Genomic DNA, 15,816 nt, shown 5'->3' with positions numbered 1-15,816 from the left:
TCTTTTCCTCTCCCCTTTGCGAAGGGAGACACAGCACTCTCCCCCCTTTGTAAAAGGGGGGCTGGGGGGATTTAAACCCAGTTGAACCATGAGATTTTCGAGGTAGTCATGCCAAACAATCAACTGTATTTTCTGCCGCTTTTCGTCATCGCCGTCGTGGCCTTTTGCTTCAGCTGCTACCAGCGCCTGCAACTGGTCGCCGTCGGCGCCTCAGAGGATCGCTTCGACAGGCCCGGCGAGCGGCTGGCCGGCATGTTCCGGTACGCCTTCGGCCAGGAGAGGGTCTTGGCAAGACCCTACGGCCTGAACCACTTCGCTCTCTTCTGGGCCTTCATGCTGCTCCTGGTCGCAAACGCATCATTCCTTGCGGAGGGACTTTTTCCCAGCTTCACGCTCTCGGCGCTACCGGCCCCTTTGTACCACGCCCTTGCGCTTGCCTTCGACGTGGTTTCCCTCATCGCGCTGGTCTCTGTCGCGGTGGCGCTCGTGCGCCGGCTCTTCTTCGCGCCGTCGTACCTTGGTAACGATTACACCAAGGCCTGCAGCGGCGAGGCGCTCCTGATCCTAGCCCTTATCGCCACCTTGATGGTCGCCTTCTTCCTGCTGAACGCCGCCCAGATCGCCCTGGGCGCGGACCAGGCGTTGAGGCCGGTCTCGGGTGCTGTAGCCTCCCTGTTGCAGGGGATGCCGCAAGACTCGCTCGAAGGTATTGCCTCCGGCTCCTGGTGGGTGCACGCCGTGGTGCTCCTTCTTTTCATGAACCTTTTGCCCCGCAGCAAGCACATGCACATACTCACCGCCATTCCCAACTGCTACTTCCGCAGCCTGGAGAAGCCCAACGTGCAGCCGCGCGAGAGCTTCGAGGCCGGCAAGCGCTTCGGGGTGAGCGAGGTGACGCAGTTCTCCTGGAAGGATCTCCTCGATTCCCTCTCCTGCACCGAGTGCGGGCGCTGCCAGGACCTCTGTCCGGCCCACAACACCGGGAAGCCTTTGAACCCGCGCCGGATCATCCACGACATCAAGGTGAACCTCTTGGAGAACGGCGTCGCCAACTCCGGAGAGAAGCAGCTCCCGCTCATCGGGGAGAAGGCCGAGGGTACCAGCTGCGAGGACGCACTTTGGTCCTGCACCACCTGCGGCGCCTGCCTTTCGGTCTGTCCGGTTCTCATCGAGCACATGCCCAAGATCGTCAAGATGCGCCGCCACCTGGTCCAGGAAAAGGCACGGTTCCCGGAAGAACTTTTGAACCTCTTCGAGAACATGGAGCAGCGCTCCAACCCCTGGGGGATCGCCCCCACCGAGCGGGGCAAGTGGGCGAACCTCCTGGGGGATAGGGAGTTTGTAGCCGGCAGGACCGAATACCTCTTCTTCGTAGGGTGCGCCGGTTCCTTCGACAGCCGCGCCAAGCAGACCACCGTGGCCCTCGCCACCGTCCTCGACAAGGCAGGCGTCACCTGGGGCATCCTCGGCAGGGAGGAACTCTGCTGCGGGGACAGCGTGAGGCGCCTGGGGAACGAGTTCGTCTTCGACCGGATGGCCCGCGAGAACGTGGCAAAGTTCAAGGAGAAAGGGGTGATGAAGATCGTCACCCAGTGCCCGCACTGCTTCAGCACGCTCAAGAACGACTACCGGCAGTACGGCCTGGAACTGGAGGTGCTGCACCACAGCGAGCTGATCACGAGGCTGGTGCAGGAGGGGAAACTGAACTCGGCCAAAAGGGTGAATCTGGGCAAGACCCTCTTCCACGACTCCTGTTACCTGGGGCGCCACAACGACACCTATACAGCACCCCGCCTGGTGATCGAGGCCGCGACCGGCGCCGCTCCAGCGGAGTTCGAACGCCGTGAGGAGAACGGTTTCTGCTGCGGGGCCGGCGGCGGGCGCATGTGGATGGAGGAGCAGACCGGCACGAGGATCAACCACGACCGCGTCAACGAGGCGCTGAAGCAGCAGCCCGACACCATCTGCGTCAGCTGTCCCTACTGCATGACCATGATCGAGGACGGCCTGAAGGACCAGGGCGCGGAAAAGGTGCGGGTGAAAGACATAGCAGAGGTAATGGCCGAGGCAATCAACTAGATAGGAGGCAAAAATGAAAGTTCTAGTCTGCATCAAACAGGTACCGGATATGGAATCCCGTTTCAAGGTCAACGGGAGCGGCGATTGGTACGACGAAGCCGATCTCGCCTACCGGATGAACGAGTACGACGAATATGCGGTGGAACAGGCGGTACAGCTCAAGGAGCAACTGGGCGACGCCCCCGACGTCACCGTCCTCTCCATCGGGCCGGACCGGGTGGGGGACGCGCTCAAGAAGGCGCTGGCCATGGGGTGCGACCGCGCCGTCCACGTCCAGGACCCGGACAGCTGCCGCAAGGATCCCTGGCAGATCGCCGACATCATCGCCTCCTTCGCCAAAGGGAAAGATTTCGACGTCATCTTCACCGGGATGCAGTCCCAGGACCGGGGCTCGGCCCAGGTAGGGGTGACCGTCGCTGAAAGGCTCGGGCACAACTGCACCACCACCCTGGTCGGCTTCGGCTATGCCGACGGCGTGGTCACCGCCAAGAGGGAGCTCGAAGGCGGGGTGAAGAGCGTGGTCAAGCTCCCGCTTCCGGCCCTGGTCACCTGCCAGCTCGGCCTGAACGTGCCGCGCTACCCGACCCTTCCCAACATCATGAAGGCGAAGAAGAAGGAATTCCTGACTGTCCCGGCTGCGGATCTCTTGAGCGAACAGCCGGCGGTTGCCACCGAAAAGCTGTACCCGCCGGTCAAGACCGGCTCCGCCGTCGTGCTGGAAGGGGATCTGGCGCAGATCGCCGATCGCCTGCTGGGGATTCTCAAGGAAAAGACTACGGTCGTGAAATAGGAGGTGAGCCATGAAAGCACTGCTTGTCTGTGAACAAAGGGAAGGGAAGATCCTCGACACCAGTTATGAGCTGGTGGCCTTTGCCGATCGGCTTGGCGCCGAGAAGGTCCTGGTCCTCGTCGGTAAAGATGCGCCCAAGGTCGACGCCAAGGTGTACCTTGCGGACGTCGACAAGTTCGGCGAGTACAACCCGGACCTGCACAAGCAGGTCGTACTGGAGGCGATCCAGAAGGAGAATCCCGACTACGTCGTGTTCGTGCATTCCTCCTACGGCTGGGATTTGGCTCCCAGGGTAGCGGCCTCGCTCAAGGTGGGGCAGGTCTCCGAGATCGTCAACATCGTCGACGGCAAGTTCGAGCTGGCGCTTTGCAACGCCAAGCTGCGCCGCACCGTATCCCCCAAGGGGGCGCGCGCCGTACTCACCATCCAGGCAGGCGCCTTCAACGCGGTCGAGGCGTCGGGAAGCGCGCAGGTCGAGGCAATTGACGCCGCCGGTAGCACAAAGCTGCAGTTCGTAGGCTACGAGCCCGCGGAGAAAAAGGACGTCGATCTGGGCCGGGCCGAGATCATCGTCAGCGCCGGTCGCGGTGTCGGCAAGAAGGAGAACGTCTCCATCATCGCCGAGCTGGCCAAGGCGTTCGGCGGCGAACTGGGGGCGAGCCGTCCGGTGGTCGACGCCGGGTGGGTCGCGCACAGCCACCAGGTCGGCACCACCGGTCAGACCGTGTCGCCCAAGCTGTACGTCGCCTGCGGCATTTCCGGCGCCATCCAGCACCTGGCCGGCATGAAGAAATCCGACTTCATCGTCGCCATCAACAAGGACAAGGACGCCCCCATCAGCGAGGCCGCAGACGTAATGGTAGTAGCCGACGTACTGCAACTCGCCCCGGTGCTGATGGAGAAGCTGCGCGCCGCGTAGCCGGAAGAAGGAATCCGAAGTGGGGCGAAAGCCCCAGCGAAATTGGCTCGGGACACTGCCTGGGACCAGCGCCGTGCGGCGGAGCAAGCTCTCCGCCGCACGGCCGAACTTCTAAGGGCGTCGCACACGGATTTAGCGGATAACACGGATACAAATCTGATTGATCATGAAGAACACGGGGATTTTAACAAAGGGGGTAAGAGCCATGTCAGTCGCCAGCATAGCCGAGGCAATCGAGGACATCCGGGCCGGGAAGATGGTCATCCTGGTCGATGACGAGGATCGCGAGAACGAGGGCGATCTCACCATCGCCGCCCAGTGCGTGACCCCCGAGGTGATCAACTTCATGGCCATGCACGGGCGGGGGCTGATCTGTCTCACCATGACCGGAGAGCGCTGCGACAGGCTGGCGCTCCCCTCCATGGTGCGGGACAACACCTCCTCCTTCGGCACCGCCTTCACCGTCTCCATCGAGGCGAGCCGCGGCGTCACCACCGGCATCTCCGCCGCCGACCGCGCCCACACCATTCTCACCGCCGTGGCCCCCGACGCCTGCGCCGCCGACCTGGCGCGGCCGGGACACGTATTCCCGCTGCGCGCAAGGGAAGGGGGCGTCCTGGTCCGCTCCGGGCAGACCGAGGGTTCCGTCGACCTGGCGCGTCTGGCCGGGCTCGAGCCCGCCGGCGTAATCTGCGAGATCATGAACGAAGACGGCACCATGTCCCGGATGCCCGACCTGAAGAAGTTCGCCCTGCGCCACAGAATCAAGATCTGCACCATCGCCGACCTCGTCGCCTACCGGATGCAGCACGAGTCTTTGGTCCGCCGCTGCGTCGAGGTCAGTCTCCCCACACAGTTCGGCGAATTCCGCGCCGTCGGCTTTGAAAACGACGTGGACGGCCTGGAGCACATTGCCCTGGTCAAGGGTGACATAGGGGGGGACGAACCGGTCCTGGTGCGGGTCCACTCCGAGTGCCTGACCGGCGACGTCTTCGGCAGTGTCAGGTGCGACTGTGCCGACCAACTGCACCTGGCCATGCAGCACGTGCAGGCCGAGGGGAGGGGGGTGATCCTCTACATGCGGCAGGAGGGGCGCGGCATCGGACTGACCAACAAGTTGAAGGCCTATGCGCTGCAGGACCAGGGCAAGGACACGGTCGAGGCAAACGTTGCCCTGGGGTTCAAGGCCGACATGCGGGATTACGGCATAGGCGCCCAGATCCTCTCAAACCTAGGCATAAAGAAGATCCGGCTCATGACCAACAACCCGAAGAAGCTGGTAGGGCTTGCAGGATACGGGATCGGCATCGAAGAACGGGTGCCGCTGGAGCTGCCCCCCGGAAGTGAAAACGCGAGGTATCTCAAGACCAAGCGGGAGAAGATGGGGCATTTGTTGCATTTCATCTGACGGGACGGAAGAACGTGCCAGTAGGAGAGCAGATGGACTACATGGAAAGCAATGATGGCCGCCAGCGGCGGCACATAATTTCGGTCCGGGTAAGCGACGAGGAGCTGGAGTATCTTACCCGTCTGCTAGAGCTTCACAACACCACCATGTCCGAGCTGATGAGGGATGCCCTCGGCTCGCCTGCCCTGCTGCGCCGCCGCAGGGGCACGAGAAGCCGCTCCTCTCTACGTTCGCCCTGATTCCGCTGCAATTCCGCATAGCTCACGCAACACCCCCAGCGTTACTACACCCATACACACCAACTCCGTCCACACTCCCTCTCCCTCTGGGAGAGGGTTGGGATGAGGGCGCACAGGTTGACCATCTCCCTTTTTGTCTCCACTTACTTGCATAGCTACCGCTGCGTTGTATGCTCAACGGGAATTGCAGATTGAAATTTTCTAATCATCCAGGATCCTGCGCTTAACTCAGGCGGAGGAAGGGAGGTACGAGATGGGGCAGCAACTACTGCGGAATTATCGGCAAATCGGGCCAACGGCGTTTCATGCCTTCAACCAGAGGGTAGCAACTTCTCTGGCTGACAAAACCAGGATTCCAGAGTCTATTTGGGCGGGGAGTCCTGGGGTGCTCCAATCGTACCTTGCGGCATCTGCGAAGCACGATGCGGTGTATCACGAGTCGATGTTGGGGAGCAAACTGGTGATTGCCGAACGCGAGGTACTCCAGGCACAACTCGTCATTCAACTGGACGAGATCGCGCTCCTCCTGGAAATGGCCGCTGTTCGCAATTCCGAGATCCTTGTCGCCTCCGGGTTCGATTGCGCCAAAGAGAGAAGGGGACACGCGAGGTCCAAGACAGTTCCCGCAGCCCCTGGCGCACCTACGGCCGAACAGGAACAAGGTGGGAGCGGTACCTGAGCTCGAAAAAAGGTTGAACTGGGGGGGGCGTCAGGCACCCCCCTCAACGTATCTTCCCTCTCACTTACTTCCCTTTGCAGCCAGATATCTCTGAAGCCGTCGCCCGCGCGTAAACTCCTATTTCCCCTGCCTTCTAGTTCACCCCGCTGCTGTATGCGTGTTACCCCTTGCGATATAAGTGTTACCCATCGTGATGCATGACTTACATACCGCGATGCATGACTTACCTATCGCGGTATACGAGTTACACATCTCGATACATGAGATACACATCGAGATGTGTGAGTTACATATCGTGGTGCATGAGATACATAACACGATGTGCAAGTTACATGCTCTGAGGCATGAGATACCTGCTAGCAATGTGCTGGTTACCCACAGCTATGTGTAGCTTACATAACGCGATGTTCAAGTTTCTTGCTGTGATATGTGAATTACAGGCCACCGTGTATGAGTTTCAGACCGCACTGTACGAGTTGCATAAAGTGGTGTGCAAATCACATATCGTGGTGCATGAGTTACAGCTAGCAATGCACGAGTTACATATCGCGGTATATGAGATGTAGATCGCAATGCACAACTTAACACCCGCGACAGGGGCCAACTACTTGAGCGGCAGGTAGATGTCGGTGACCAGCTCGTGTTCGGCCACGTCGGGCATCAGGTTCAGGTAGTGGAAGAAGAGCGGGAAGTCCCGCAGCTCCTCTCCGCTTTTGGGGAACCAGTCGCGATAGAGCGGATAAATGCTGTCGCCGATTCGGTCGTGAGAGCCGAGGTGCCGCGCCACCGCGCACCTGCCGCCGGGGATTACGCTGTTGAACACCCCCTGCGGGTTCTCCGGCACCTCCTGCGACACTTCGCCGCAGATGTCGAAGCGGAACTCTTCCGGTTCGACAACCGCGGGATCGTCGTAGACAAGGCCGAAGGTCCGGCACTGCTTCACCGGCGAAAACCCGCTTTGCTTGCGCCATTCGATGAACTTAAGCGCCGAGTCGTCCACCTTTTCCGGCGCACCCCGGTGCGCCAGCACTGCGATCCGCGTCTCGGGGAACTCCACAATATTTACGTCCATGTCTCCTCTCCTTTCGATGGTCGGCAGCCGGAAGCGCTCCCGCCAGGGCTGCCATTTGGGTGATTTTCTGAACTGAGAGGGGGAGTGTCCGAACATCTGCTTGAAGGCGCGGGCAAACGCTTCCGGGCTGTCGAATCCGGCGTCGAGCGCGATGTCGATGATGCGCTCCTCCCTGCGGTAGGCAAGCCGGTAGGAAGCGTGCTTAAGCCGCAGCAGCCGTGTATAGGCGAAGACTCCGATGCCGGTGTAGAGCGAGAATTGCCTGTGGAAGTGGAACTTCGAGAAATGCGCCACCCGGCTCAACCGTTCAACCGTCAACGGCTCGTCCAGGTGCCGCTCGATGTAGCGCAACACCCTGTCGAACCTTTCTGCGTATGCCTTTGCCTTGTCCATCTCATCTCCCCTCTCGATTCGTTGCTCATCCTACACCAACTTCAAGAGAGAATCCTGACCGTAATTGCTCAAATGCTTCCGCGCCGCAAACCTGACCGACAACGTCCCCCTGGACTCCCCAATCCGACCTCCCTAAACGTCTTTACTCTTCTTTTCTGCTGGCGCGAGTATTACAATATTCTTAGCACCGTAACGTGACGAGAAGAGATGACGCGGGGACAGCAGGATATGGAGAGAGAGGTGCCCCAGGAAGCGCGAAAGGCGCGGGAGGTAAACAATGGGAATTTTAACTTGGATCATATTAGGTCTGGTGGTTGGAGCACTAGCGAAGTTGTTGATGCCCGGCGATGATCCCGGCGGGATCTTCATGACGATCCTGCTTGGTATCGCAGGGGCATTCCTGGGCGGTATGATAGGTTCCATGCTCGGGATAGGATCGATTACCGGGTTCAACATGTTGAGCATTGTGTTGGCCATCGTGGGCGCGATTATTCTCCTGGTCCTCTATCGAGTCATCAGGAACCCGCACCGCGGCTAAACTCTGGCTTCATATGCAGGCTACTTTTCCAGCTGTTTTCCCGGCTGGCAAAGTAGCCTGTAATTGCGCAACTTAATCACGTCCCGTCCCACCATTTCCTCACCGTCATAAGTTAAATAAGTTACCTACGTCCCCTCCTGCTCCCAGGGGGAAGCGACACAATGTGTCGCTAAGGATGGGAGACGCCGTAACTCAACCAACAGACCAGTCTCCCTCTCGTCTGGAGCGGTCTGGGGGGTAGAGGAAAGGTGGGACATAGTCGATTTGCTACTCGAAGTGGGCATGGTTGTAGTGCAGCGTTGCAATAATAACTCAACTGAGGCGCGACTGTCCTGATGTCTAGCCTACCACCGTTAGTCCAAATGTCCTCTCATATCTCATCTAGCATTTCATACTTGTTTGACTCATGCTTGATGTACTCAATATGCGCATGCATTTCGGATCTAAGGGATGAAATTACATCAGAAATGACTGAATAAATTTGATCTTTTGCAACTTTATTGGCATACAAAGTATCAAAATGCAAATAAAAATTATTCTTATCTCCAGATGCATGCTCGTTTTCTACTTCGTAAGTATGGTCATCATACTCAATAATGAACTTATTGTCTCGTGAATGATATACCTTAAACTTCCTAATTAATTTGAAGAGTGAGGCAACATGTTTATTGTAATTTGGTATAGTACAGTCTGAAAAATTCTTATCCATACCTAATCCGTTTGAAACCGAATTTCTGAAAGATGTTATTAGTAAGCCAAGCGATTTCAAGATATTAACAGCAACTGCCTCGTGGGTAAAAAGACCGGACTCGAAATCATGAAAAGAGCTCCCAAAGATATTTTCTATCTGCGGGATTCTAAAATGTTTTATGTATCTGTACTTGTCGATTTCGCTTAAAAAACGCAATTCTTGGGACCATTTATGAAAAGACGAGAGGCGGTTAGTATAAAATTTTAGAGCAAAAGGTTCTTCATTTGATTGGACAAACGCAGCAGTAAAATATTCTCTAATGCTTTTGTGGACAAATTGATATTCATCGCCTTCTTTGAGGACCAAGCAGGTAATTTCTACTATATCCTCTATGAAACACTCTGGGTTTATGGATACTTTTTGCAATTCGCTTGCCTTCGTCACCCATTTGTATAAATCTTTGTAGGGAAAGATAACATCATCCTTAGCCTTGGAAACAAAACACAAGGCTTCGAAAATCTGTCTTATTTCAAAATCGTTGATATTGCATTTCTTTTTACGTGATACGCCCGGTTTGACGCCGTCATGACGCTGAAGCAAGGTGCCAAATAGTGACTCGTAAAACTCGGAAAGGTTGTCGGGTAGAATGCTGTTGGACTTGTATGTTATCACGAGGAGAGTTATTAGAAGAGGTGTGCAAAGTAATTTTTTGATTTCTCCTTTGTGAGCTTCAATTTTATCTATAAGCTGTGTGCCCATTTCTGTATTATCACTCAGCTTCATTATATATGCTTTGTATTCATCGTTGATTAGCTGGTCTAATTTTATTACCTCGAATAAAGTTGAGTTTTCAAGCCCACTATTTGGACGAGATGTAATTACCACTTTCATTGTTTTTATTGTGCGTAATATTTCTTCTATTTCTAGAATAGTTCCAGCCTTTTTGTCGTGTGCGATCTCATCGAAACCATCTAATACGAAATACCATCTGTCGTTATTACAAAGTTCAGACAAAATATCTAAGTCAACCTTTCCTATGCCAAGCGCATTTGTCACAGAGGATATCACTGACAACAAATTATTATTTTCCCTAATGTTTTTTAACTCAATGAAAATTGGTATGTATCTACCTTTATTGATTTCGTTCACGGACAAGTATTTCAAGAGAGTAGATTTGCCTTGTCCAGCAATTCCTTCGATAAGAATGCAGCGATTGCTCGGTAGGTCGCTAATTCTACGTACTATATTTCTGCAAGTACCATGTTTTATGAATTGGTCGCAGTAAAAATCGGTAATATTAACTGTTTTGTTGGTTTGCCAAATGGTTTTTACCTCTTTTATTTCAGAGATATTTTTGTATATATTGTCTGATATTTCTTCAATTTTGGCTTGGTTGTACTTTTTTGACCCTGCAGAGATGATGCTCTTAAAGCCATCCTTTACCACTTGCGTCAGCGCAGTTTTTGCTAGTGCAGTTGCAGTTTCAGCAATCATTACTCTCCTCCAGTTCTGATTCGATAAGTTGGCCCTTGTTAACATGAGCCTGGGGGCAAATCTTTATTCTTGCTCATGTCCATTTCGACGGGGCTAGGGGGACGGAGGGGCAGAGCGTGAATAGCAGTTTTACCATTTGAAGCCCAGCACCCATGCACTCTCCACCTGCTTGTCGGCCGGGTCTACCTGTTGTTGATGTAAGCAATTAGTCCAAAGACAAGGAGTATAAAAACTGTGGCCAATCCTTCGTTTCTTCCCTGATTTCGTTCAGACAATAACTCCACTGCAAATGACTTCCTACGTCCGGTCAGCAGCCAGAAGGAAAAGGTAACTATAACGGTAAGAAGAGAAAAAATAACTACTATCACAAACCTAGATGTCATGTGGTTCGTTAACGTGGTCAAGAGAAGCAACCCAATTATTGCCGCTATTAGAATCGCTTTCTTCAACTTGCTTCCTTATTCTTCTGCGTCACCTCAGGCTTCTTCCCAACCCGGTTCTCAAAGCCTCTCTGCAAAGATTTCATGACAGTTCACGCGGTTTGGGCTGACGACGATCTCTTTGCTGCCGGAGTACTGTCCTGACTCAATTTCCACCACGTACGAGTCGTTGTACAAGATCCCTGTGAGGGAGAACCTGCCGACATTATCCGTCTGAGTCCTTGATACAACACCCGGTTCGCTCTTCCTTCTAAGGCGTACCGGTACGTTTCTCAGGGGAGTAAGGTGATCTTCCTGCATCACCATGCCGCTCACGGCGGTCAGGCCACCATCTGCGACACCGACAAGGCCCTGGAAATGCAGCTGCGCCTTGTAATCGGAATCTCCAATTTTCTTGAAGATGCCCTCGCCTCTGTAAAGACATCCGTAGAGAAGAAAAATTTGTACTATAAGCAGCAGCCTAAAGCTGAATCTTACGATCATGTTCCGTTCCTTTAGGCTCACGTAGTCAGCCGGAATTTGAGACTAAAGAAGTTGTTGCTAGGCAGCGGTCGGATAGCCTGCCGGTTCAGCAGCAATCGCCAGTATCCTGATGCTGTGTCAATTTATGCGGGCGGAGGGTCAGAGCTTGAATTTGCCCTGTTGGCGTACAGCTCTGTCCCCAGGATTGTCCTTGGTGTATGGGCGGCGAGGAGAAACTTCGAGAACTTTACGGCTCCTACTCAAAAGCCAGACCGGAACTCCTTCTATTTCTAGCCGCTGTTCGAAAAGGCTCTGGGAAATTATAGGAGATACATGTGCAGTAAATGCTTTTTGCCAATCAGCATCGTCTGCGAAGGGGCGACCCGCGTCAGCGATGCCTTCATCGCCAGTGAAGCCTAGATAAACTAGGACAACAGGCAATCCAAGGGTGGCAAGCTTCCACGTGAAAGCAAGCCTATTAGCCAACTGGTAGTGCGAGTCTAGGGTCATCGAAAGGCGGGGATCGAGCGACCGCCAACCTTTGCAGGCCTCATCGATGGCTAATCCGATTCGATCATGATTCTCTTGGCTCTTGACGGACGCATCCCGCCGCCGAGGCTTTCCAACTGTTTTCAGCTCTGGCCAATTTGCCTTTGCCTCAACAAGAACAAGTCCAGCACGTCCTTCAATCTCACACGTTGCAGCAATATCCCAGTTGGGAGTATTGGCACCCGCCTTATGGACGAGCCACCAATTCTGAATCTTATGCCACACATCTGATTCCGGTAGCCACGACGGCCCGAAGGACTCCAGTCGTGCCTCGTCAGCAAGGGCTTTGCCACGCGGCATATATTGACGATGTCGTGTAAATTTGACAGGGGCAGGTGACACTAGATCTGCCAGTTCATCAAGAAAAGAGGCTTTCTCGGTCCAGTCCAGCACATGTTTTCTACTTCCTCTATACATAAGGCCCTCCTCGCATGAATTAGTCTCAGCTGCTGGGAAGCAGCTGTCATTGCCGCCTCATGCCTTCGGTGAAGAAGCTGAAGGGACGTTGGTTACTTATGTAACTTATCCTCAATTTCATGATCGCCATTTCTGCGGCCTCATCTTCACATGGTGACTTCACCTAAACGCAGGCTATCAATAGCCATAATCGAGACTGAGAACTTTGCTCACGCGATCTCCACTAAAACACACGCCCTGCATGAACTCGTTAGCGCCAAAGTTGTATAGCCAGATCTCATCACAGTCCCGTCTATTGGAATACTGATGCGACGCAGGCTGGGCACACTTCTCTAACACCTCTTCCCTTGAGTCGCCTTTCGTGGCTATACCGTTACTGCACCGGCACGATTCAAATACGTTCATCCTGGTATTGCCATTTGCTGCATTCATAGCAACTAAGGCGAGATTTATCGGTGGGGCGGCCTTTGTGGGGGTAACGGTTGCCGGAATGACCTGCTGAGAGGGCAACGGTGATCGTTGAGGCAAAACTTGCTGAGGTGCTGCTTGAATAGGTGCCGGTTCAGCACGTGGGGCTTCATATCGGGCCGGAACAACTACTACCTCATTCCCATTATTATCGGTGTAGCGTTGGTAACCCGATGGATCTGTTTGCGTCTCGGCCTGCGAAGCGGGTGTTGATGCTTTCTGTGAAGGCATAGATGCGATCTGTTGAGAGGACGGGGCCGATTCTTTCCCGGCGCCAAAAATAAAGGTCGTCAGATCTACTTCCATTATCTGTGCAGCGGCAACCACTATAACCACTGACATCAAGATTCCGATGGCGTGATCGATTGCCTCGGATCTTCTTTTCTGTCTCATAGACGATTCTCCGGTTCAACAAGACTGACGGGAGCCTGGGAGGTTGGCGGACAAGGTGCCGCCATTTCTGGCCTGGTTGGCATCCTGCAGTTCAAGGATCCCCTCAACCTCGCTCTCATCCGTCCGCACGATCTTCACTTCTACATCTGTCATAGATATTCCCTTTGTGTCTCAACTCAGCAGCGGCGTATCTGTTTCTGCGTGCGTTGCCTGTGGCAATCTAAATTAAAGGGATCTTTGGATCAAGCTAATTCTGTTGGAATTGTGGCTATCGTTAGGCTGGGGATGTGCTGGTTTGTTGCAGCAGTTGGGGGAATTGAAGATGGCGGTGGGTGTCAGGTTGACACGAAAACTAAAATGGGTAGGCTCTAACTTTCCTAAAGGTGTCCGGCGGGGGGTGCCGCCAGCGGCCATCGACTATGGAGCGCTCGCGGCATCGGCTGCTCAACCTACTGAAATACTTCCTTCCTTTTTTCTCCAATCCATATTAAAACACTACAGAACCGAGGTTCGATGCCGATAACACTTGGTGAGGTGTTGCACGAGTCACCGCCGCATTTCCCGACCATCCCCGCTAAGGAGTTCCGACCCGATGGGCGTATCAATCAGAGCCAAGTTCAAGATTGGTGTATTCGCAGTATGTCTGCTGGTCCTCTCACTGGGAGCGGTGTCCCTGACGACCCAGAGCCGCCTGAACTACCAGCTCCAGTTCCTCACCCAGGAAGCCACCAAACTCCACCTTGTCTCCACTCTCGAGCTCGCGGCGTATAAGGCCGTAATGCCGGGCAATGACTATATCATCACCGGCAGCCCCACCTACAAGAACGCCTTCGCGGAGCAGGACAGGACCGTCGAGGCGCTTTTCACCCAGATCCAGGCGTCGCCCCTTTTTACACCGGCGGAACGCACCGTCATCGCACAGGTCCATCAGCTGTACGGTAAGACGCGCCAGACGACGCTGAATATCATGGCGCTGCAGCACGGCGACCCGCGACTGCCGAAGATGATGGAGGAGATGGACTACCAGTACGCCGAGCCGCTTCTCTCCCAGTTGAAGACGATGGGGGACCGGATAACGGGGTCCTACAAAAAGAACGAAGCGGAGGCGGCTTCCCTGAAACGGCTCTCGCAGGACGTGCTGCTCGCGGTCGTCGTGGTTGTCTGCCTGCTGCTCGCCCTGGGGGGAAGGTTCCTTTTCCGAAGCATCATGCGGCCGCTGCGCTCGGTGGGCGAGATGCTGGGTGACATCGCCTCGGGGCGGGGCGACCTGACCAAGCGCCTCCCGGTTCAGACCGACGACGAGGTGGGGACCTTCTGTCTTGCCTTCAACCGTTTCGCCGAGAACCTCCAGGGGACCATCACCGAGATTTCTGTCGTGTCGGGCCATCTCGACACCACCGCGGGGTCGCTCGAGGGATCGTCGCAGCAGATCCGCAGCACCGCCGAGCATCAGGTCGTCGCCGTTGAAGAGACAGTGACCGCCAACGAGAAGCTCGACGCCGCCATCCGCAGCATCACCAGGGATACCGAGGAGGTGGTGGCCTCCATGGTCAACATCTCTTCCTCGGCAGGGGAGATCTCGGCGACCATGCAGGACATCGCCGGCAAGACCCACCACCTGGACGCCAAGGCCGATCAGACCACGGAGGCGATGCTGAAAAACCTCACCTCCTTCCAGGCGGTGGCGGACAACGTGGCGTCGGTCACCCGCAGGGCCGAAGAGGTTGCCGCCTCGGCGCTCCAGGTAAGCGCCGTCGCCAAGGAGATCAACGGCCGGTCCGAGGACCAGGCGGAGCTGGCTCGTGCGGTCAAGGAGGAGGCGGTGGTGGTTGGGCTTGCCGCCATCAGCAAGACCAAGGACGGGATGGGGCGGATCCGCACCGAGGTGAGCGCGACCATCAAGGCGATGGACGAACTGGTGCCGGTCTCCGATGAAGTGGGGCGCGTGGTGAAGATCATCAACGACATCAGCGACCGCACCAAGCTTCTGGCGCTCAACGCCAGCATCCTTGCGGCCCAGGCTGGCGAGCACGGCCGCGGCTTCGCCGTGGTGGCCGAAGAGGTCCGGCTTTTGGCCCAGCAGGTCACCGGTTCCACCAACGAGATCGCCGACATGGTGCAGGCCATCCAGCGGCTCACAACTTCGGCGGTCAGCGCTACCCGGCGCAGCGCGGCCGAGGTCGACGCGGGGGTCACGGACGCCCAAGAGGCGGAGGCGGCGCTCAAAGGGATCATCCTGCGCACGGAGCAGTCGCTCGACAACGCGCTGGTCATCGCCCGCTCCGCGAATGAGCAGACCACCGGCATCGGCATGGTCTCCGACGCGATGCAGCACGTAAGTGCCATGGCCAACGAGATCAACCAGAACACCGAGCAGCAGCGCGAGATCTCGGAAGGGATCATCACCGCCACCGGCGAGATGCGCGAGCTGATCACGTCGATGAAGGAGATGGTCTCGGTGCAGGCCCAGGAGTCGGACAAGATCTCCCAGTCGATCATGGAGACGCTGGTGAGCCTGAAAACGGTGGCCGGTGCCACCTCCGAGCAGGAGAGCGCCTCCGACCGGATCATCGAGATCATCGAGGAGGTAAGACGCCAGGCGATAGCCAACATGACCGTGGCGAAAAGCCTCGACGAAAGGGTCTCCGAACTGAACGACCACTCCCACAGCCTGAGCGAGAAGGTGAGCGTCTTCACCGTCTGATTCGCCCCACATCCCCCACCCTGTCCCTCCCCCGCTGGGGGAGGGGCCCCAGATGTTTCCCGGAATTCCCTGAAGAAACTT

At 55.7% G+C, this 15,816-nt stretch carries 14 protein-coding genes; 8 read left to right on the top strand and 6 right to left on the bottom strand.

Annotation, left to right across the window (positions count from 1 at the left end):
* Window positions 1-108 precede the first annotated feature (108 nt).
* The 6 genes from GEOBRER4_RS14995 (at window position 109) to GEOBRER4_RS14970 (ending at window position 6,114) form a co-directional block, all read left to right on the top strand.
* On the top strand, window positions 109-2,079 hold the full coding sequence (locus tag GEOBRER4_RS14995; protein ID WP_185242989.1) for a heterodisulfide reductase-related iron-sulfur binding cluster: 1,971 nt from the start codon (window positions 109-111) through the stop codon (window positions 2,077-2,079).
* 13 nt (window positions 2,080-2,092) lie between these two features.
* Window positions 2,093-2,869 carry an electron transfer flavoprotein subunit beta/FixA family protein gene (locus GEOBRER4_RS14990; RefSeq protein WP_085811865.1) on the top strand — a complete coding sequence of 259 codons (777 nt, stop codon included), beginning with the start codon at window positions 2,093-2,095 and terminating at the stop codon, window positions 2,867-2,869.
* 10 nt (window positions 2,870-2,879) lie between these two features.
* Entirely contained in the window at window positions 2,880-3,788 is a 909-nt protein-coding gene (locus GEOBRER4_RS14985) for an electron transfer flavoprotein subunit alpha/FixB family protein (RefSeq protein ID WP_185242988.1), read from the top strand.
* 205 nt (window positions 3,789-3,993) lie between these two features.
* The gene (locus GEOBRER4_RS14980; RefSeq protein ID WP_185242987.1) at window positions 3,994-5,196 is read left to right on the top strand and encodes a bifunctional 3,4-dihydroxy-2-butanone-4-phosphate synthase/GTP cyclohydrolase II; all 1,203 of its coding nucleotides are present in this window, start codon (window positions 3,994-3,996) and stop codon (window positions 5,194-5,196) included.
* Between the two features lie 32 nt (window positions 5,197-5,228).
* On the top strand, window positions 5,229-5,435 hold the full coding sequence (locus GEOBRER4_RS14975) for a DUF6290 family protein (RefSeq protein WP_185242986.1): 207 nt from the start codon (window positions 5,229-5,231) through the stop codon (window positions 5,433-5,435).
* Between the two features lie 385 nt (window positions 5,436-5,820).
* Window positions 5,821-6,114 (top strand): hypothetical protein, encoded by a 294-nt coding sequence (locus GEOBRER4_RS14970; protein ID WP_226377802.1) that lies wholly within the window; start codon window positions 5,821-5,823, stop codon window positions 6,112-6,114.
* Window positions 6,115-6,718: 604 nt separating this feature from the next.
* On the opposite strand, the gene GEOBRER4_RS14965 is transcribed toward GEOBRER4_RS14970, so the two are convergent.
* Window positions 6,719-7,579, bottom strand: a complete 861-nt coding sequence (locus GEOBRER4_RS14965; RefSeq protein ID WP_185242984.1) for an AraC family transcriptional regulator — start codon at window positions 7,577-7,579, stop codon at window positions 6,719-6,721.
* A 277-nt stretch (window positions 7,580-7,856) separates the two neighbouring features.
* Between GEOBRER4_RS14965 and GEOBRER4_RS14960 the strand changes: the two genes are divergently transcribed.
* Window positions 7,857-8,117 (top strand): GlsB/YeaQ/YmgE family stress response membrane protein, encoded by a 261-nt coding sequence (locus GEOBRER4_RS14960; RefSeq protein WP_185242983.1) that lies wholly within the window; start codon window positions 7,857-7,859, stop codon window positions 8,115-8,117.
* Between the two features lie 370 nt (window positions 8,118-8,487).
* Here the strand turns inward: GEOBRER4_RS14960 and GEOBRER4_RS14955 are convergent, their stop codons facing one another.
* The 5 genes from GEOBRER4_RS14955 to GEOBRER4_RS14935 all read right to left on the bottom strand — a co-directional run bounded on the left by GEOBRER4_RS14955 (window position 8,488) and on the right by GEOBRER4_RS14935 (window position 13,184).
* Window positions 8,488-10,302, bottom strand: coding sequence for an NACHT domain-containing protein (locus GEOBRER4_RS14955; protein WP_185242982.1), 1,815 nt, complete (start codon window positions 10,300-10,302; stop codon window positions 8,488-8,490).
* Between the two features lie 500 nt (window positions 10,303-10,802).
* Window positions 10,803-11,225: a hypothetical protein gene (locus GEOBRER4_RS14950; protein WP_185242981.1), complete on the bottom strand. Its 423-nt coding sequence runs from the start codon at window positions 11,223-11,225 to the stop codon at window positions 10,803-10,805.
* Window positions 11,226-11,363: 138 nt separating this feature from the next.
* Entirely contained in the window at window positions 11,364-12,170 is an 807-nt protein-coding gene (locus GEOBRER4_RS14945) for a hypothetical protein (protein WP_185242980.1), read from the bottom strand.
* Window positions 12,171-12,347: 177 nt separating this feature from the next.
* Window positions 12,348-13,031, bottom strand: coding sequence for a DUF2845 domain-containing protein (locus tag GEOBRER4_RS14940; RefSeq protein WP_185242979.1), 684 nt, complete (start codon window positions 13,029-13,031; stop codon window positions 12,348-12,350).
* A 15-nt stretch (window positions 13,032-13,046) separates the two neighbouring features.
* Window positions 13,047-13,184 (bottom strand): hypothetical protein, encoded by a 138-nt coding sequence (locus tag GEOBRER4_RS14935; RefSeq protein WP_185242978.1) that lies wholly within the window; start codon window positions 13,182-13,184, stop codon window positions 13,047-13,049.
* Window positions 13,185-13,623: 439 nt separating this feature from the next.
* Between GEOBRER4_RS14935 and GEOBRER4_RS14930 the strand changes: the two genes are divergently transcribed.
* Window positions 13,624-15,735 carry a methyl-accepting chemotaxis protein gene (locus GEOBRER4_RS14930; RefSeq protein WP_185242977.1) on the top strand — a complete coding sequence of 704 codons (2,112 nt, stop codon included), beginning with the start codon at window positions 13,624-13,626 and terminating at the stop codon, window positions 15,733-15,735.
* The last annotated feature ends 81 nt before the right edge of the window (window positions 15,736-15,816 follow it).

The sequence above is a fragment of the Citrifermentans bremense genome, from assembly GCF_014218275.1.
GTDB classification, from domain to species: Bacteria; Desulfobacterota; Desulfuromonadia; order Geobacterales; family Geobacteraceae; genus Geomonas; species Geomonas pelophila.
Note: the sequence above shows the minus strand (reverse complement) of the source record. Positions and strands in the feature narration are given on the sequence as shown.